Raw genomic sequence first — 17,106 nt, forward strand, 5'->3', positions numbered from 1 at the left:
TCCGCTGTTCATCACCGGTGTCGTCCTTTCCCGCCTTCCACCGGCCGTCCGGCCTCCCGCCAGCCCTTGAGGCCACCCTCGATCGGGCGGGCGACGTAGCCCATCTCCGTAAGCGTCGCGGCGGCGAGACTCGCCCGTGCGCCGGATGCGCAGAGGACGTGGACCGGCCGACCCTCGGCCTGGGCTGCGTGCAGCGCCTTCTCGCCGCCTTCGTTGGTGAGGTCCGCCTTGGCTTCCAGATATCCGCGGGCAACGTGGAGCGCGTCGGGCACGCGGCCGTCGTCCGCGAGTTCATGCGCCTCGCGAACGTCGAGAACCAGACCCTCGGCATCGCCGGGCGAAATCGAGCCGCCCGTCTTCTCGCGCGCCTCGGCTACGAAGTCCTGCATCGTCTTGGGCATCTGGGTCTCCTTTCAGAAACGGTTGACGGGGATCTTGAGATAGACGTGGCCGTCGGCCTCGGCAGGCGGGAGCCGGCCGGCCCTCAGGTTGATCTGAAGTGCGTGGAGCATCCGGTCCGGGAGCGAGAGCGTGGCATCGCGCTCGGTCCGCGTCCTGACGAACTCGTCCTTGGTGATGCCGTCCCGGACGTGCTTGTTGGCCTTCCTGTGCTCGGCGACCGTGGCTTCCCAACGGATCTCGTCGCGGTCGGCAGCCCCGTAGTCATGGCCGACGAAGAGCCGGGTCTCGGGGGGCAGAGCGAGGATCTGCCGGATGCTGTCCCAAAGCATGCCGGCGTCGCCGCCGGGAAAATCGGCGCGGCTCGAGCCCATGTCGGGATACATCAGGGTGTCATGTACGAATGCCGCGTCCCGGCCGACGAGATAGGTGATCGAGCCGAGCGTGTGGCCCGGGGAGAGGAGCACCCGCGCTTGGAGCGAACCGACCGGGAAGGTGGCGCCGTCGGTGAACAGATCGTCGAAGTCGCGGGCTGGATCGAAGGCGTCGGGAAGATGATAGAGTTCGCGCCAGAGGTCGGCGATTTCCAGCACCTTCTCGCCGATCCCGTTCGGCACGCCCAGCTTCTCCTTCAGATAGGCGGACGCCATGACGTGGTCGGCATGGGGATGCGTGTCGAGCACGCGCTCGATCGTGATCCCCTGCCTCGAGACGACTGCGAGGATCTCGTCCGCGCTGTCGAAGCCGGTTCGTGCTCCGGCCGGGTCGAAATCCTGGACGACGTCGATCAGAACGCCCTTTCGGGTTTGCGGGTCGGCGACGAGATACTGGATCGAGCCCGTGTTCTTTTCGTAGAAGCCCCAGACGTCGGGCGATCCTTCGCCCTTCGATGGGCTATAGCGGGTCAGCATGAGCGCCTCCTCCTTCAGTCATTGCATCGAAATGCGTTGTGCCCCACGTATGAGCTATGTCTAATTTAGCAAGTTCTGATATTCGAAAATTGGAGCGGCGGTCGGAGGAGGTCGCCGCCATCCTCGCCTTGATGGCGAACCCGGTCAGGCTGCGCATCCTCTGCCTCCTGGCGAAACAGGAGATGCAGGTCGGGGCGCTCGCCGGCGCCGTGGGGCTCAGCCAGTCGGCGCTGTCCCAGCATCTCGCCAAGCTGAGGGCCGGCGGCGCGGTGGAAACACGCCGTGACCGTCAGGCCATCCACTACCGCCTCGCCGATGGTGAGGTCCGCGCCATCATGGCCAGCCTCTATGAGATCTTCTGCAAGCCTTTGGAAGCGGCGACAGACGAGAGATCGTAACCTTAGCGCCCTCGCCACGAGCCCCTGACTCATCGCCGGCCCTGGCAGCAGGCGGCAGCGGTCACCGCGCCACGACCGAAGTTCCATGCGCTACACGGTCGCCCGGATAGAGGACCACGGTCTCGTCCTTCGCGAGGCCCGAGCGGATCTCGACCGAAAGGCCGGTCCGCTCGCCTGTCTCGACCGGCCTCAGTTGCGCCGTCCTGTCCTTGGCGACGAACACCGCCCAGCCGCCCTCGTGCCGGAACAGCGCGCCGAGCGGCACCTGCAGCACGTCGCCCTGGAACAGGACGATCCGCGTCTCGACCCGGTAGCCATGGCCGAGGCTCTCTCGTTCGGCGGGCGGCCCGGCGAAATCGAGCACCACGTCCACCCGCTGCTCCTCGATGCCGAGGGCCGAGACCTTGGTCTGGCCGAAGGGCTCGATGCGGCGCACCCTGGCAGCGAGATCCGGGCCGCCCCAGCCGGTGATGATCGCCTTCTGCCCGGGCCGGATGCGCACGGCGTCTTCCGACAACAGGTCCGCGACGACCTCCAGCCGGTCGGGATCGCCGATATCGAGCAGCGGCGTGCCGGCTTCCACGATCCCGGCGCTGCGGCGCAGTACCCGCAGCACCGTGCCGCTGATCGGCGCGGTCACCGGGACGCAGTCACAGGTCCCGGCCTCCGGCCGTGCCAGCTCGGGAACCGGGAGGAGGCGCGACAGCGCCTGCTGAAGTTCGTGGTTGCGCATGTCGAGCTGCGCCCGTGCGGTCGCGACATTGGCCTCGGCGACGCGATGCGCCCGTTCGGCATCGTCGACCGCCCGCTCCGAGACGGCGCTCTTGGCGATCAGCTTGGCGGTGCGCTCGCGCTCGGCGGCGGCATAGGCGAGGTCGGCCTCGGCACGCTGCAGCTCGGCGGCGGCGAGATCGCGCGCGGCCTTCGCCGCCTCGATCGCGGCCTGCTGTTCGGCCCGGCTGCGCAGGTCGAGGAAGGCCGGCGGCGCCGGCTCTATGCGCGCGAGTTCGGTCTTATCCGCGGCGACGGCGTCGCCGGCCTCCGCCGAGATCCGCAGGAGATAGCCGGAGAGCGGCGCGTAGACGGTATAGACGTCGCGCACGCGCGCCTCGCCTTCCTCGTCGATGGTGACGGTCAGCGGCTTCACCTCGGCCCGGGCGAGGTCGACCGGCACCGGCTGCGGCCGCAGTGCATAGGCGATGCCGCCCGCGAGAAGGACGAACAGGCTGCCCCAGATCAGGATGCGGCGGAGGACAACGCTCATGGCTATTCCCGCGTCTTCAGGACGGCGACGAGGTCGAGCCGGTCGAGCCGGCGGCGGATGAAGACGGCGCAGGCGGCGGTGGCGGCCAGCGTGATCAGCGCCGCCTTGCCGTAGGTGGCGTCGGTGATCACCAGCGGCACCCGGAAGAGCTCCGTCTCGAAGGCGCCGGCGAGATAGACCGCGAGGCCGAAGCCGGTGGCGCAGCCGAGCGGGATGGCGAACCAGGTGAGGAGCCCGACCTCGCCGAGCAGGATGTAGGCGATCTCCGTCCGGCTGAAGCCGAGCACCCGCAATGTGGCAAGCTCCCGGGCGCGCTCGGCGAGGGCGATACGCGCCGAATTGTAGGTCACGCCGATCGACAGCGTGCTGGCGAAGCCGATCAGGAAGCCGACGAAGACGAACATCGTCCGTCCCAGCGTCTCGTGGAACTTGTCGATCGCCGCCTGTCGGAAGGTGACGGCCGAGATCGCCGGGTTGCGCTTGATCTCGGCGACGAGCTCCGCCCGCCGCGCCGGATCGACCGCGACATGCACCCCGTTCGCGACCCGGCCGTCCTTCAGGATGCGGTCGAGCGCTCCGAGCTGCATATAGGCCGGGGTCCCGATATAGGTCTCGAACAGCTGGGCGACGGGCAGCTTCAGCACCGGGCGCCGGCCCTCCTGCACGGCGACCGTCACCTCGTCGCCCACCTTCACGCCCAAGCGTTCGGCGAGCTTGCGCGACAGCAGGAGACCATCCGGCGGCACCTCGATGCGGCCCCGTTCGGCGTCGAACACCGGGCTCAGCTCCGCCCGGGCCGGCACGCCGGTGATCGCCTCGCGCTTCGACAGCGGGCCGTGGCTCAGCCGGGCAGACACGCTGCGGAACGGCTCGACCGCCTCGACGCCCGGCAGCCGCAGGACGCTCGCCGTGACGTCCAGCGGCTCGAGCTCGCCGAAGGCGATGCTGGCGTCCTGGCGCTGTGCCCGGACGAAGGTGCTGTCGACGAGAAAGTCCACGGCATCGATCCACTGCAGCGCCATCACCAGCACCGCGACCGACATCGCGATCCCGGCGCTGGTCGCGAAGGCGCGCAGCGGCCAGCGCAGGACGCGCCGCAGGATCATCCGCGTCGGCTCGTCGAGCAGCGGCCCGAGCACTGCCGGGGCGAGGCGGCTCTTGTGGTAGCTCGGCGGTGCCGGCGGCAGCATGGCTTCCGCCGGGGGCAGCCGGACGGCCTTGCGCACGGCGTGCATGCTGCCGGCCAGCGCCGCGCCGAGGCTGACCAGGCCGGCGGTCAGGAACGCCGCGGGCCCCGGCCGGTAGAGCAGGAAGGGGAAGTGGTAGAGGGTCGCATAGAGCGCGGTGTCCCAGCGCCCGAGCCAGGCGCCGGCGACCGAGCCGATCGCGACGCCGATCCCGGCGATGATCAGCACCATCTTGGCGTAGTGCCAGCCGATCTCGAGGCTGGAGTAGCCGAAGGCCTTCAACAGCCCGATCTCGCGTCGCTCGGTCGCGATCAGCCTGGCCATGACCATGTTGGTGAGAAAGGCCGCGACGCAGAGGAAGATCGTCGGCAGGAGATGCGACATGTTCTTCTGCTGCTCGATCTCGTTCTGCAGGAACCAGTTGGAGAGCTGGTCGGCGCGCGCATAGGCGCCGCGTCCGCCATAGCGGTCGAGCAGCCCGTCCAGCCGGTCGATCACCGCCTGCTGGTCCGCCCCGCGCAGCAGTCCGATCGCGACGGCATTGAACGAGCCCTTCATGTCGTAGGCGGCCGCCAGCGCGTCGCGGCCCATCCAGAGGACGCCGAAGCGCTGGTCGTCCGGCATCAGCCCGCCCGGCGAGATCGCATAGACGAATTCCGGGCTGAGCAGCGTCCCGACGACGGCAAGGCTGCGGCGGCGGCCGTGCAGGACGGCGTCGAGACGGTCGCCGGGCCGCAGCCGGTGCGCGGCGGCGAAGGGCTCGCTCAGGGCAACCTCGTCCGGCCGGTCCGGTTCGGGCAGCCGCCCACTGCGCAGCGTGAGCCGGTTCAGGACCGGCTCGCCGTGCTTCGGCAGCGAGACGAGCTCGCCGATCACCGGGTCGGTGAAGCCGGGAACGTCGAGAATGGCGGTTTCGAGGATCCGCGTCTCCACCGCCGTGACCCCCGGGATCGCGGCGATGTCGCGGGATAGCCGCTCCGGCGCGCGCTTCACGCCGGCAAAGACGTCGGCGAAGCGCGTGCGCTCGTAGAAGGCGTCGGCGGTCTCCTGCAGCGCCTCGACGGCGGTGCGCGACATGATCAGCAGCGCGGCACCGGAGGCGACGACGAGGGCGATCGCGAGGACCTGCGCCCGCAGGCGCCAGATTTCGCGAAGGAGCTTGCGGTCGAGGCTGCGCATGGCGTCACCAGACGAGCTCGGCCGGGGGCTTCCGGGCCGCGTTGGTGCGGATGTCGCGGATGCGCCCGTCGGCGAAATGGATGACGCGGTGCGCGATGTCGGCGATGACCGCGTTGTGGGTGATCAGCGCGGTGGTGGTGCCGAGCTCGACATTGATCCTCAGGATCGCCTCCAGCACCAGGATCCCGGTCTCGCGGTCGAGCGCTCCGGTCGGCTCGTCGCAGAGGAGGAGGTCGGGCCGCTTGGCGATCGCCCGCGCGATCGCCACCCGCTGCTGCTCGCCGCCCGAGAGCTGGGCCGGAAAATGGTCGAGCCGCGCGCCGAGCCCGACGAGGCCCAGCGCCTCTTCCGGCCGGATCGGATGGGCGGCGATCTCGGTGACGAGCGCGACGTTTTCGCGGGCGGTGAGGCTCGGGATCAGATTGTAGAACTGGAAGACGAAACCGACATGCTGTCGCCGGTAGCGGGTGAGCAGGCGCTCGCCGCCCGAGGTGAGGTCGAGGTCGCGGAAGCGCACGGTCCCCGCGGTCGGCGTGTCGAGCCCGCCGAGGATGTTGAGGAGGGTCGACTTGCCGCTGCCGGAGGGCCCGAGCAGCACCAGGAGCTCGCCCGAGAAGAGGTCGAGATCGACGCCGCGCAGTGCCGCCACCTCGACCGCGCCCATGCGGTAGGTCTTGGTCAGGCCGCGCGCCTGGAGCGCAGTCTCGGCTGTGTTGGCAGGCACTGCGGCAGAGAGCATCGACAATGACCTTTCTTCCGGCCGAAGGGTGCGGCCCGCGCCTGCGGGTATGCCATCCGGGCCTGCACAGATGCGCCGATCCCCGGAGTTCGTCTCTGGCGCCGGCTTCGCGCCACCGCGCCAGGAACAGCAGCGACGGCGGCTTCTCCCTCTGCGGGCCGGGACGCCGACGAGGACGCGCTCGCGCCTGCGGGAGTGGCCGCAGCCGCCCATCCCGGTCATCTTTGCGCCGACGTTGCCAGCATGCAGGCGATGACGTCTCAGAGGTCGTCTGGCGGCGCCGGAGCTTTGCTCGCTTGCATTTTCGACGGCCGGCCGCCGGGCGCCTTGCGATAGCGCAAAGCGGAGCGGCGGCACGCCGGCCGACCTGACATCCGCCAGGTCCGATTGTTGGAAGCCGGTTGCGCCAGATCAATTCGGCACGGCGAGGCCTCGTTCATCCTCGGCTCAGATCGATGATCCTCTTCGACCAACGACTTCAGCCGGGAGCCCATCATGGCCAGCGATCTCGACACTCTGATCCTTCGCTGCAAGGAGGCCGCGGAAGCCGACGAGGTGCTGGCGCGCGACCTGCGCGCCGCCCTGGCGGAGCATGTGCGGCCGGTCGAAGGCGAGGCCGATGCGAGCCGAGCGCTCGCCTCGACGGACGGCGCGCTGGAACTGGCCGTCAAGGCACTTCCCGGCTGGCACCTGCAGCTCAACGGCACGAATCTCGGCGGGGCGCAGTGGAGCTGCATCCTGCGGGAAGGGCGCGACGATGAGGAGACGGTGGGCGCCGGCCTCGGTGCGACGCCGGCCATTGCAATCAACGCGGCGATCCTCGGTGTCATCAGCGGATTCGAGAGCGGCTTCAATTAGTTGTCAGCGTTCATAGGCCGCCGGGCGGGCCGGTAGAGCTTGTGAGCGCGACGGCCGAGCTGGCGGAATCGAGCCTCGGGAAGGCGCCGCCTGCGCGGCGGCCCAGGAACGCAAACCCATTCCCGCCTCCGGAAGCAACGGCTTGTGGCTCCCGGGCCCGGCTGTGTCGGGCAGGCGGCGCGCGCAAGGCATATCGGCAGGAGGCAGACCATGCCCGACAGTGAGATCCTCTGGTTCGAAGAGACCGGCCGCCACGACGTCGCGAAGGTCGGCGGCAAGAACGCGTCCCTCGGCGAAATGGTCCGCGCACTGGCGCCGAAGGGCGTGGCCGTGCCCCCCGGCTTCGCCACGACGGCCGCGATGTTCCGCCGTTTCGTGGAAGCGAACGGTCTCGCCGATCTGATCGACGGCACGCTTGCCGACGAGGCTGCGGGCAAGATTCCGCTCGCCGAGGCCGGTCGATCGATCCGCGCAGCCTTCCTGCGCGGCGACTTCCCGGCTGACTCTGCGGCTGCGATCCGCGCGGCCTATGCCGAACTTGCGCGCCGCTGCGAAACGGACGACGCCGACGTGGCGGTTCGATCCAGCGCGACCGCCGAAGATCTCCCGGATGCGAGCTTTGCCGGGCAACAGGAGACCTTCCTCAACATTTCCGGCGCCGAGGCCGTGCTCGAGGCGTGCCGGCGCTGTTACGCCTCCCTGTTCACCGACCGGGCGATCAGCTATCGCAAGGCCAAGGGCTTCGACCACATGAAGGTCGCGCTCTCGATCGGTGTGCAGCGCATGGTTCGCTCCGATCTCGGCGGCTCGGGCGTCATGTTCTCGCTCGACACCGAAACCGGTTTCGATCGGGTCGTGCTGATCAATGCCGCCTTCGGCCTTGGCGAGAACGTCGTGCAGGGAGCTGTCGACCCCGACGAGTTCCAAGTGTTCAAGCCGTTCCTCGCCGATCCCCAGCTGAAGCCGATCATCCACAAGGCGCTGGGCGCCAAGGAAAAGAAGATGATCTACGCCCGCGACGGCGAGCGGTCGGTGAAGAACGTCCCGACCTCGCTCGCCGAACGGCGCAGCTTCGTCCTTTCGGACGACGAGATCCTCGCCCTGGCGCGCTGGGCGGTGACCATCGAGGCGCATTACGGCTGCCCGATGGACATGGAATGGGCGAGGGACGGGCGCGACGGCTCGCTGTTCATCGTGCAGGCGCGTCCGGAGACGGTGCAGTCGCGGCGCCGGTCCGGCGCCCTCAAGAGCTATCGTGTCGGCGCCCACGGCGGCCGGCTCTGTACGGGCCTGTCGATCGGCGAGGCGGCGGTCTCGGGACCGGTCTGCCTGATCCGCGACGCCAGCGAGATCGACCGCTTCGTCGACGGTTCGGTGCTGGTCACCGAGATCACCGATCCGGACTGGGTGCCGATCATGAAACGCGCGGCAGCCATCGTCACCGACCATGGCGGGCGCACCTCGCATGCCGCCATCGTCAGCCGCGAACTCGGGCTACCGGCGATCGTGGGAACCGGCAACGCGACCGAAATCCTGCATGACGAGCAGGAAGTGACCGTGTCCTGCGCCGAGGGCGAGAACGGCTTCGTCTATCGGGGCGAGGCCGAGATCACCGTCGAGGAACTCGATCCGGACCGGATCGTCCCGACGCGGACGCATGTGATGCTCAACCTCGCAAATCCCGACGCGGCGATGCGCTGGTGGCGACTGCCGGCGGACGGCGTCGGCCTCGCCCGGATGGAATTCGTCATCAACAACGCCATCAAGATCCATCCGATGGCGCTGGTTCATCCCGAACGGGTGGCCGACGCCGCGGCGCAAGCCGAGATCGCCGAGATCACCCGCGGCTATGACGACAAGCCCGCCTTCTTCGTCGATCGGCTTGCCCGCGGACTTGCGCGGATCGCAGCGACGGTCCATCCGGCGCCCTGCATCGTGCGGATGAGCGACTTCAAGACCAACGAATACGCCCACCTCATCGGCGGCCGGGAGTTCGAGCCGGAGGAGGCGAATCCGATGCTCGGGTTCCGCGGCGCCTCACGCTACTATTCGCCGCGCTATCGCGAAGGCTTCGCGCTGGAATGCCGCGCGATCAAGCGGCTGCGCGAGGAGATGGGCTTCTCCAACGTCGTGGTGATGATTCCGTTCTGCCGCACTCTCGCCGAGGCCGACCGGGTCCTCGCCGTGATGCGCGAGAACGGGCTGGTTCGCGGCGAGAACGGTCTCGAGGTCTACGTGATGTGCGAGATCCCCTCGAACGTCATTCTCGCCAAGGGCTTCGCCGAGCGCTTCGACGGCTTCTCCATCGGCTCCAACGACCTGACGCAGCTCACCCTCGGCATCGACCGCGACTCCGATCTCCTCGCGGCGCTGTTCGACGAGGAGGACGAGGCCGTCAAGTGGATGATCCGGAACCTGATCACCGCCGCGCATGCGGCCGGCGCGAAGGTCGGTCTGTGCGGGCAGGCGCCGAGCGATGATCCGGGCTTCGCGGCCTTCCTCGTCGAGTGCGGCATCGACTCGATTTCGGTGACGCCGGACAGCTTCGTCGCCGTGAAGGATCACGTCGCCCGGGCGGAAGCCGGGAAGGCGCGGCAGCAGGAGGTGGCGAGGCCGCTGAAAACAGCCTGACGCGCGAGCGGATCCTTCCGGCGGACGCGCATTTGCTGCCGCCACGTCGTTCCCGAACGCGTCAGGGGGCGGGGCAGGGCAGGCTTCCTCACGGGTCTCGAGCCTTCGCAAGGCGCCCGAACGGAATGCGGTGAAACCTGAGGATCAGAACCTCTCAAACCGGAAACGGCCCATGAGCGACAGAACAATCCATATCTTCACCCATCACGCCGAAGAGGCCCAGCACTGGGTCAATGCGCTCTGTGAGGATCTCGACTGGCCGAGCGACAAGCGCGGCTATCATCTCCTGCGGGGGGTTCTCCATGCACTGCGCGACTGGCTGTCGCCGGAGGAACTCGCCGACTTCTCGGCGCAGCTGCCGGTGCTCGTGCGGGGCGTCCTGTTCGAGGGCTGGAACCCGGCGGCGCTTCCGGTAACCGACCGCTCGCGCGAGGATTTCTTCGACAGGGTTCGGGCGGAATGCGCCGAGGATCTTCCCGATTATCCCGACGGGGAAGTCGCCGCGGTGTTCCGGCTGATCGACAGGCACATTTCGGCAGGCGAGGCGCGCCAGGTGCGCGGAGCCCTGCGGAAAACACTGCAGGGGCTTTGGCCGACCCACTGAAATTCCTCCCGCAGCCGAGGTTTCGGCCGGGGCAAGCCGAAGGGCTCGATCGTGACGACGCTCGCTCTCACTCCGCTGCCGCTGCGCCGGCTGTTCCGGCGCGTCGACTCTTCGCCGCTGCCGCGGGACGAAGGGATCGCCGACCTTCTGAAGACATGGCGGCAGCGCCGCGAAGCGGCTCTCTATCCTTCGGGCGAAGCGGCGGCGACGATCGATCCGTCGGGCCGCCTCGCCTTCGTGTGGGAGAGGTTGCCGGGCTCGCGCGATTATACGCTCCGATCCGGCGCTGCGGCGCTCGCGCCGCTTGTCGGGCCGGTCGACATTGGGAGCAGGTTGTCCGCCCTCAGACAGAAGCGCGTTGCCGTCAGGATGCGCCGGCTGTTCGACTTCGTCCGCGAGACCGGCGAGCCGGTGCTCGCCCAGTTCTCCCTCTGCGGCGATCACGGGAGGCGTGCAGCTGTCGAACTGCTCGTCGCGCCGCTCTCGTCCGACGGCCGCAGCGTGGATGCCCTGTTCGGGGCGGCGGCCCTGCAGGCCGAGGCACCGGCGCCGGGGAAGGCCGGCCGGCATTGGGGCACGGCGCGCGCGGCGCCTCTCGTCTTCGGGCTTGATGCGAGCGCCGCCTATGCCGAGGCTGTCGCCGCCGAGCTCGGCCTTGCGCTTGCAGACCACGAGGAGCGCGCCTTCGAGGACGGCGAGTTCAAGATCCGGCCGCTCGTCGACGTGTCGCGACGCGACGTCTGGATCGTCGCCAGCCTCGAGGGCGAAAGCGGGCTGTCGGCGAATGACAAGCTCTGCCGCGTGCTGTTCTTCGCCGGCGCCCTGAAGGACTCCGGCGCCCGGAGCGTGTCGGTCGCTGCGCCCTATCTCTGCTATGCGCGCAAGGACCGCCGGACCAAGAGCCGCGATCCGGTCACCATCCGCTATGTCGGCCAAATCTTCGAGGCGATGGGTGTCGCACGCCTTCTCACCGCCGAGGTGCATAACCCGGCCGCCTTCGAGAACGCCTTCCGCTGCCCGACCCTCAATCTTGATTTCAGCCCTGCCTTCGCCCGGCATTTCGCTTCCCGGCTTGGAACCGAGGCGGTGACGGTGGTCTCGCCCGATATCGGCGGTTCCAAGCGGGCCGAGGCGTTCCGTCAGGCGCTGGAGGCCGAGCTGGGGCGGCCGGTCGGAAAGGCGTTGATGGACAAGCAACGCAGCGGCGGCACGGTCACCGGCGATCTCTTCGCCGGCGACGTCATGGGGCGGTCGGCGATCGTCATCGACGATCTGGTCAGCGCCGGAAGCACGATGGCGCGGGCGGCAGCCGCCTGCCGGGCGCGGGGCGCAAGGCGCGTGCTCCTGGCGGCGACGCACGGGCTCTTCGCCGACGGAGCGGAGGCTCTCTGGGAGGAGCCCGCCGTCGAGGCGATGATCGTGACCGACACGGTCCCGCTCCGGCCGCTCGACCAGGCCCTGGTCAGGGGCCGGCTTACCGTGCTTCCGACGGCGGCGACAGTCGCCGGGGCGATCGCCGCCGCAGGCTGACGCGCTTCCTCCTCATGCGAGGGCGGCGCTGGAATCGAGAACCGCCGAGCGCCGAACGGCCGCGACCGATCCGGAGCCTGCCTCAGCCGACCGCCGCGGCGGCAAGAGCGAGGTAGCTCTCGGCAAGCGGCTCCCAGCGTTCGGGATCGCGGGGCACGGGGTCCAGGAGGTGGGCGAGCGCCAACCGTGCGCGGAGCAGGGCTCGGAAGGCGGTGTAGAAGCGGGTGAGTTCCCGCGGCGGCGGATCTGAGAGCGACCGCGCCAGATAGGCTCCGAGATGCGCTCCCACCTCCGCATGACCGAGCAGGGTGCACTCCAGACCGAGGTAGGCGATCTCCTCGAAGGGATCGAGAAGGCGCAGGTCTCGGTCGAATTCCAGGCAGTCGAAGATGGCGATCGGCTCGCTCATGCAGATGTGTTCCGGCCGCAGATCGCCGTGCCCTTCGACGATGCAGCCGGAGGAAACACGCCGCTCCAGGAGCGGCCGAACCGCGTCCAGACGGCGTTCGAAGCGATCGAGGATCGACGCGATCCGGCCGTGATCGATGCGCCAGCGACCGGCCGTCAGCACCGCCCGGTTCTCCGCCTGCTGCCGGACGATGCGCGCGAGGTGGTCGTGAGCGGTGAGACGGGGATGCCCGGTGCGGTGGTAGAAGCGCGCCAGCACGGCGCCGAGCCGGTCGAGCTGGTGCGGGCTGACATGGCCTCGCGCGAGCAACCGGTCGAGCATCAGCCAATCCGGAAGGCGGCGCATGGCGACGAGCCAGTCGACGACGGTCACGCCGCGTCCGAGCACCAGCGCGCCTTCGGCCGTCACGGACAGCGGCATCGCGCCGCGATAGACCTGCGGCGCAAGCCGCCGGTTGAGCCGCACCTCCTCCAGGCAGTTCCGCTCGCGCGCCGCGAGAGTGCTGAAATCGAGGAAGGGGAAGGAGACCGGCTTCTTCAGCTTGTAGACCCGGTCGTCAGCCAGAAAGACGACCGACATGTGGGTCTCCCGGATCTGCACTGACCGCGGAGCGTGCGGATAGCTCTCCGGCCTCGCGAGAAAGCGCAGCTTCTCGTCGAACGGCACCTTCTCGCTCGCCTCGGCGCAGGTCGCGCCCCCGCAGTCGGGACGGCCAACCGCCGCCGGGGCATGCCCGACGTCTTGCCGATCTGCCGGCACGATCCGCTCAGCGAACGATGATGCAGGTGCAGGGAGCCGCGTGGGCAACCTTGTGGGACACGCTGCCGAGCAGCAGGCCTTGGGCATCGCCGAGGCCGCGGCTGCCGAGGACGATCATGTCCGCGTGGTTCTCCCGCGCCGTCTCGACGATCGCTCGCACCGGGTCGCCCGCGCGGATCTGCGTGCGCACATCGCTCGCCCCGAGCGCCTCGGCCGATCGCTTGGCCTCTTCCACGACCGCTTCCGCGGCACGTTGCAGGATATCGGCTTCGGTGACGCGGATGTGCTCGATACGGGCATATTCCTCGAGTTCGGGAGGAACCTGGCCACCGCCGCGGTGCGCCTGGACGTGCAGGATCAGGAGTCGGGCGTCTTTGAGCCTGGCAAGATCGACAGCAAACTCGAGGGCTCGCCGCGCATCTTGCGAGCCGTCGGTCGGGTGCAGAATGAGGCGGGGGTTGATCATCGGACGTCTCCTCGAAGCCACGCTCTCGTGGCGGTCGAAAAGCATCGCCCGGGCAGAGCTTCGCGGCATTGATCTTGCGCAAGCGGCGACTGCCTGCTGCAGGACGCGGCGAGGTGGCGGCCTCGGTCGCTCTAAGCCCTTCGGGCGTGACTCCCGGGATGTCCAACGAACTGCCCGGCGTCGAAGCGGGACAGGATCTCCTTCACCTCCAGGTCGGACACCTGCCGAAAGTCGTCGTAGTAGAGGCCGATCGCGCAGAACGGGTCGTAATCCTCCAGGCAGATAATGTCGTCGGCCTCCGCGCGCATTGCTTCCAGCGTTTCGGTCGCCCCGACGGGAACGGCGAGAAGCAGCCGTTGCGGTGCGCCGAGACCGACGGCGCGCAGTGCCGCCCGTGCGCTGGCACCCGTCGCCAGCCCATCGTCGACCACGACCGCCGTCTTGCCGGCCACGCTGATGCGGGGCCGTCCGCCGAGATAGGCACGCCGGCGGCGCTCAATCTCGGCCAGCTCCTTCTCCAGCACACGGTCGAACTCGGCTGCGGATATTCCCGCCAGGCGCATCGTTGCAGTGTTGCGCTCGACGAGCGGGGGCTCGCCTTCCGCCACCGCACCCATGGCGAGTTCCGGCTGACGTGGCACGCCGATCTTGCGCACGAGGACGAGATCGAGCGGCGCATCCAGGGCTGCCGCGATCTCTGCCGCGACGGGAACACCGCCGCGCGGCAGGGCGACGACGACGCAGTCCGCCCCTCTTGCGCCCGTTCGCCGCGCGACTTCCGCAGCCAGGCGGCGTCCGGCGTCCTTACGATCCGTGAACGGCATCATGGGCTCCATGCTGAGGCGGTGCCGCGGGTGCCGATCCTCCGCGCGGCGCTTCGGATCGGCTTCCTGCATCGCTGGATCTGCGGGGGCATCTGCGGACGTTCCGCCCGCGGCGCTTCGGCAACTGCGTTCGCCGAGCGATGTGCGTTCGCGAGCATGACGGATGTGCGTTCGCGAGCATGACGGTGACTCCGACGGGTCGATCGAAAGCGGACAGCCTGGCAGCCCGCCGGACCCCCGTCCTTGATCTGCATCATTGGAGACCAGCGCGACCACGCCGGTGGACGGGCGTCAGAGAAAGGCTGCGGTGACCGCCGTCGCCACGACGGCGAGGGCGCTCGCGGCGACGACCGGGAAGCCGACCGGCCGTCGGCCGATCCACAGCGCCATGGCTGCCTTGACCGCGGTGTTGACGCCGACGGCGATGAGGATGGCCTGTCCGGCGATGCCGTAGCTGCCAGACCGGGACGCCATCTCCGCCATGGAGATCGAGATCGCGTCGACATCCGCCAGACCGGACACAGCGGCGAGAGCGAGGACACCGGCATTGCCGAGCACTTGCCGCATCAGGACGCTTGCCACCAGGATCAGCGCGATGAAGCCCCCCATCTTCAGGGCCGCGCCCAGCTGCAGGGGATTGGACAGCTGGAGCTCGGTTTTCTCCGCCGCCCTGTTCCGGAACAGGAGCACCACGGCGAAGGCGACGAGGACGACCGAAAGAACGGCAAGCTCCGGCGCGATGGAGAACAGCAGGCCACGGTCGATGACGCCGACGACGATCGCGACCCGCACCGCCATCACCACGCCGGCGACCAGGATCCCGGCGGAAATCAGCCCCGCCGAATGCGGCCTGTCACGCCCCAGCCTGGCCAAGGTCAGCGTGGTAGCCGTGGACGACGCCATGGCACCGGCCACCGCCGCGATGACCACGCCCAGCCGATCTCCGAACGCCCGGATCGCGACGTAGCCGCCGAAGGAAAGCGCCGCGATGAAGATGGTCAGCATCCAGATGCGCGTGGGATTGAGCGCGCCCCACGGATCGATGGCCCGGTCCGGCAGGATCGGCAGCAGCAGAAACGTCATCGCGAGGAGCGTCAGGACGGCGCGGATCTCCGACCAGGAGAGCGCCTGCACCCAACGATGCAAGGGCTCGCGTAGCGCCAGGAGCAGGGTCATGGCGACGGCGCCCGCTGCCGCGATCGGAATCGCCCCGATGATCGCGTAGGTTCCGAGGAGAAAGGTCAAAAGTCCGGCGACCACCGAGGTGGCGGAGAAGTTGCGGGTCGCGCGCGCCTCCAGCGCATGAAACGTCGTGAAGGCGACGGCGAATGCCAGAAAGTCGAGCCCGATCACCAGCGGCGCGGACAGGGCGGTCGCGACGGTGCCGCAGATCCCGCCCAGCAGCCCGGTCAGCGCGAAGGTGCGAAGGCCTGCCGCGCGAAGATGCGGCTCCTCCTCGCGGGTCTGCCACCCGCGCTCCAGACCGACCAGAAGCCCGATCGACAGCGACACGGCAAGGCGGATCAGGAGATCGAGGTCGTTCATGCTGGCGCCGGGCAAGGCGGGAGCGAGAGGTGCGGGTCAGTCAGCATGCAGCGCTTCCCGCAGATGCGCCCCAAGACTGCCTCGAAGCTCGCTGCGACGCATAGCGCCTTGCTTTTCTTCAGTACATCCGTTGCGTCCTTCGGGCAGGCCGAGGCAGGGGGCTCTCGGCCCGGCACGGCGAGGCGGTCCAGCCCGTGCTCGCTTGTCTGCTCATCCCCCCGCCAGGTGGGGTGGCAGGAGAATTCGGGAAAAGGCGACGCCTTCGGGCGTGTAGACGACGGTGCAGCCGTGCCCGCGGGCGAAGTTGCGCAGGCGGCCCCCCGCGACATCGTTGACGCCAAACAGCCGCTCGCAGTCGTCGCGCCGAAGCGCGAGCGTCTCGCCGACCTTCATTAGGTCCAGCTGCGCCTGCAGATCAGGAAGGGTGAAGTCTTGGCGCATCGGGCGGGCTTTCGGCTGTAGGTTCGGGGACGACCTGCGAGCGTGCTTAATCATGCCTCGAAGCCGCCCGCTTCGCATTGATCGGCGTCAATACGGCAGGCGGGGCCGGGCCTGCGCCGGATCAAGGAGCGCGCCCCATCCCGTCCGACACGAATTTCGCGATCCCGGTCAGCCTGTTCCGAGCGCAGCCGCTGATCCGCATTGCCTTGCCACCGGCGACGATCTCGGCGGCGTCTTCCAGCCGGCCGATCGCGGGCGCGTGACCGGTCTTTCCGGCGAAGGAAGCGGCCGCGGCAATCTTCGGCCGCATCGACCCCGGCGGGAAGCTCTCCAGGGCGGTCGCCGCTGCCGAAAGCGCGTCGATCCGCCGCGCCTTCTCGGTGCCGAAATCCGCATAGACCGCGTCGACGTCGGTCAGGAGCAGGAGCATGTCGGCGCGAAGCTGGCGCGCCAGCAGCTCGCTCGCGAAGTCCTTGTCGATCACCGCCTCGACGCCGGATAGGCTGCCGTCCTTCCTGGTGACGACGGGAATCCCGCCGCCGCCGCCGCAGATGACGATGATGCCGCGCTCGACCAGCAGGGAGACGACGCGCGCCTCGAGGATTTCCAGCGGCTTCGGCGAGGCGACGACCCGGCGCCAGCCGTCGCCGTCCGGCGCGACCTGCCAGCCGCGCTCTCTGGCAAGCCGCTTCGCCGCCGCCGCGTCGTAGACCGGGCCGATCGGCTTGGTCGGGCGCGCGAAGGCGGGGTCGTCGCCGCGACCTTCACCTGCGTCAGCAGCGTTGCGATGTCGCGGCCCGGCAGGAGGCCTGCGAGTTCCTGCTCGATGAGATAGCCGATCATCGCCGGGTCGTCGCTCGGGAAATGGCCGCGGGCGCGGACAGCCCGGCGAAGCTTTGAGTTCAGTGCCTCTATAGCATTCGTAGTATAGATGATTTTGCGGACTTCCTCGGGGAAGGCGA

General features: G+C 69.0%; 16 protein-coding genes and 1 pseudogene. 5 read left to right on the forward strand and 12 right to left on the reverse strand.

The genetic code is table 11. The features are described 5' to 3' along the window. Positions 1 to 11: 11 nt before the first annotated feature. Positions 12 to 401 (reverse strand): rhodanese-like domain-containing protein, encoded by a 390-nt coding sequence (locus AB5S17_RS03260; RefSeq protein WP_369236056.1) that lies wholly within the window; start codon positions 399 to 401, stop codon positions 12 to 14. A gap of 12 nt (positions 402 to 413) precedes the next feature. Next, on the reverse strand, positions 414 to 1,310 hold the full coding sequence (locus tag AB5S17_RS03265; protein ID WP_369236058.1) for an MBL fold metallo-hydrolase: 897 nt from the start codon (positions 1,308 to 1,310) through the stop codon (positions 414 to 416). 56 nt (positions 1,311 to 1,366) lie between these two features. On the opposite strand from AB5S17_RS03265, the gene AB5S17_RS03270 reads away from it, so the two are divergent. Further along, complete coding sequence (locus tag AB5S17_RS03270; RefSeq protein WP_369236060.1) at positions 1,367 to 1,708, forward strand: ArsR/SmtB family transcription factor; 342 nt, start codon at positions 1,367 to 1,369, stop codon at positions 1,706 to 1,708. A 61-nt stretch (positions 1,709 to 1,769) separates the two neighbouring features. Here AB5S17_RS03270 and AB5S17_RS03275 read toward each other — a convergent pair whose 3' ends face one another. From AB5S17_RS03275 to AB5S17_RS03285, 3 genes are read right to left on the reverse strand one after another with little or no spacing between them, the layout of a single operon-like run. Further along, positions 1,770 to 2,972: an efflux RND transporter periplasmic adaptor subunit gene (locus AB5S17_RS03275; RefSeq protein WP_369236062.1), complete on the reverse strand. Its 1,203-nt coding sequence runs from the start codon at positions 2,970 to 2,972 to the stop codon at positions 1,770 to 1,772. Between the two features lie 2 nt (positions 2,973 to 2,974). Beyond that, complete coding sequence (locus tag AB5S17_RS03280; RefSeq protein WP_369236064.1) at positions 2,975 to 5,338, reverse strand: FtsX-like permease family protein; 2,364 nt, start codon at positions 5,336 to 5,338, stop codon at positions 2,975 to 2,977. A gap of 4 nt (positions 5,339 to 5,342) precedes the next feature. Beyond that, a complete protein-coding gene (locus AB5S17_RS03285) occupies positions 5,343 to 6,077 on the reverse strand; it encodes an ABC transporter ATP-binding protein (RefSeq protein ID WP_369236066.1) in 735 nt (244 codons plus the stop codon). Between the two features lie 495 nt (positions 6,078 to 6,572). On the opposite strand from AB5S17_RS03285, the gene AB5S17_RS03290 reads away from it, so the two are divergent. The 4 genes from AB5S17_RS03290 to AB5S17_RS03305 all read left to right on the forward strand — a co-directional run bounded on the left by AB5S17_RS03290 (position 6,573) and on the right by AB5S17_RS03305 (position 11,700). Next, positions 6,573 to 6,935, forward strand: coding sequence for a hypothetical protein (locus AB5S17_RS03290; RefSeq protein WP_369236068.1), 363 nt, complete (start codon positions 6,573 to 6,575; stop codon positions 6,933 to 6,935). A 210-nt stretch (positions 6,936 to 7,145) separates the two neighbouring features. Continuing rightward, entirely contained in the window at positions 7,146 to 9,566 is a 2,421-nt protein-coding gene (ppsA, locus tag AB5S17_RS03295; RefSeq protein WP_369236070.1) for a phosphoenolpyruvate synthase, read from the forward strand. A 172-nt stretch (positions 9,567 to 9,738) separates the two neighbouring features. Further along, on the forward strand, positions 9,739 to 10,170 hold the full coding sequence (locus AB5S17_RS03300; RefSeq protein ID WP_369236072.1) for a DUF2267 domain-containing protein: 432 nt from the start codon (positions 9,739 to 9,741) through the stop codon (positions 10,168 to 10,170). Positions 10,171 to 10,221: 51 nt separating this feature from the next. Next, positions 10,222 to 11,700, forward strand: coding sequence for a ribose-phosphate diphosphokinase (locus AB5S17_RS03305; protein WP_369236074.1), 1,479 nt, complete (start codon positions 10,222 to 10,224; stop codon positions 11,698 to 11,700). Between the two features lie 82 nt (positions 11,701 to 11,782). Here AB5S17_RS03305 and AB5S17_RS03310 read toward each other — a convergent pair whose 3' ends face one another. The 7 genes and pseudogenes from AB5S17_RS03310 to AB5S17_RS03340 form a co-directional block, all read right to left on the reverse strand. Then, positions 11,783 to 12,688, reverse strand: coding sequence for a hypothetical protein (locus AB5S17_RS03310; RefSeq protein WP_369236076.1), 906 nt, complete (start codon positions 12,686 to 12,688; stop codon positions 11,783 to 11,785). Between the two features lie 187 nt (positions 12,689 to 12,875). Then, the gene (locus AB5S17_RS03315) at positions 12,876 to 13,334 is read right to left on the reverse strand and encodes a universal stress protein (protein ID WP_369236078.1); all 459 of its coding nucleotides are present in this window, start codon (positions 13,332 to 13,334) and stop codon (positions 12,876 to 12,878) included. A gap of 131 nt (positions 13,335 to 13,465) precedes the next feature. After that, on the reverse strand, positions 13,466 to 14,434 hold the full coding sequence (locus tag AB5S17_RS03320) for a phosphoribosyltransferase (RefSeq protein WP_369236080.1): 969 nt from the start codon (positions 14,432 to 14,434) through the stop codon (positions 13,466 to 13,468). Between the two features lie 15 nt (positions 14,435 to 14,449). Then, the gene (locus tag AB5S17_RS03325) at positions 14,450 to 15,703 is read right to left on the reverse strand and encodes an MgtC/SapB family protein (RefSeq protein WP_369236082.1); all 1,254 of its coding nucleotides are present in this window, start codon (positions 15,701 to 15,703) and stop codon (positions 14,450 to 14,452) included. Positions 15,704 to 15,913: 210 nt separating this feature from the next. Further along, positions 15,914 to 16,144, reverse strand: a complete 231-nt coding sequence (locus tag AB5S17_RS03330) for a hypothetical protein (RefSeq protein WP_369236084.1) — start codon at positions 16,142 to 16,144, stop codon at positions 15,914 to 15,916. 121 nt (positions 16,145 to 16,265) lie between these two features. Beyond that, on the reverse strand, positions 16,266 to 16,865 hold the full coding sequence (locus tag AB5S17_RS03335; RefSeq protein ID WP_369236142.1) for a hypothetical protein: 600 nt from the start codon (positions 16,863 to 16,865) through the stop codon (positions 16,266 to 16,268). A gap of 104 nt (positions 16,866 to 16,969) precedes the next feature. After that, a pseudogene (locus tag AB5S17_RS03340) lies at positions 16,970 to 17,106 on the reverse strand (transposase); the annotation flags it as partial.

It is taken from the genome of Jiella sp. M17.18 (assembly GCF_041027365.1).
Classification (GTDB): Bacteria; Pseudomonadota; Alphaproteobacteria; order Rhizobiales; family Rhizobiaceae; genus VKMB-3413.

Coding starts and splice junctions, on each gene's coding strand:
- AB5S17_RS03270 (WP_369236060.1), top strand. CDS start 1,367: ATGTCTAATTTAGCAAGTTCTGATATTCGAAAATTGGAGCGGCGGTCG.
- AB5S17_RS03265 (WP_369236058.1), bottom strand. CDS start 1,310: ATGCTGACCCGCTATAGCCCATCGAAGGGCGAAGGATCGCCCGACGTC.
- AB5S17_RS03300 (WP_369236072.1), top strand. CDS start 9,739: ATGAGCGACAGAACAATCCATATCTTCACCCATCACGCCGAAGAGGCC.
- AB5S17_RS03330 (WP_369236084.1), bottom strand. CDS start 16,144: ATGCGCCAAGACTTCACCCTTCCTGATCTGCAGGCGCAGCTGGACCTA.
- AB5S17_RS03260 (WP_369236056.1), bottom strand. CDS start 401: ATGCCCAAGACGATGCAGGACTTCGTAGCCGAGGCGCGCGAGAAGACG.
- AB5S17_RS03325 (WP_369236082.1), bottom strand. CDS start 15,703: ATGAACGACCTCGATCTCCTGATCCGCCTTGCCGTGTCGCTGTCGATC.
- AB5S17_RS03315 (WP_369236078.1), bottom strand. CDS start 13,334: ATGATCAACCCCCGCCTCATTCTGCACCCGACCGACGGCTCGCAAGAT.
- ppsA (WP_369236070.1), top strand. CDS start 7,146: ATGCCCGACAGTGAGATCCTCTGGTTCGAAGAGACCGGCCGCCACGAC.
- AB5S17_RS03280 (WP_369236064.1), bottom strand. CDS start 5,338: ATGCGCAGCCTCGACCGCAAGCTCCTTCGCGAAATCTGGCGCCTGCGG.
- AB5S17_RS03285 (WP_369236066.1), bottom strand. CDS start 6,077: ATGCTCTCTGCCGCAGTGCCTGCCAACACAGCCGAGACTGCGCTCCAG.
- AB5S17_RS03290 (WP_369236068.1), top strand. CDS start 6,573: ATGGCCAGCGATCTCGACACTCTGATCCTTCGCTGCAAGGAGGCCGCG.
- AB5S17_RS03310 (WP_369236076.1), bottom strand. CDS start 12,688: ATGTCGGTCGTCTTTCTGGCTGACGACCGGGTCTACAAGCTGAAGAAG.
- AB5S17_RS03275 (WP_369236062.1), bottom strand. CDS start 2,972: ATGAGCGTTGTCCTCCGCCGCATCCTGATCTGGGGCAGCCTGTTCGTC.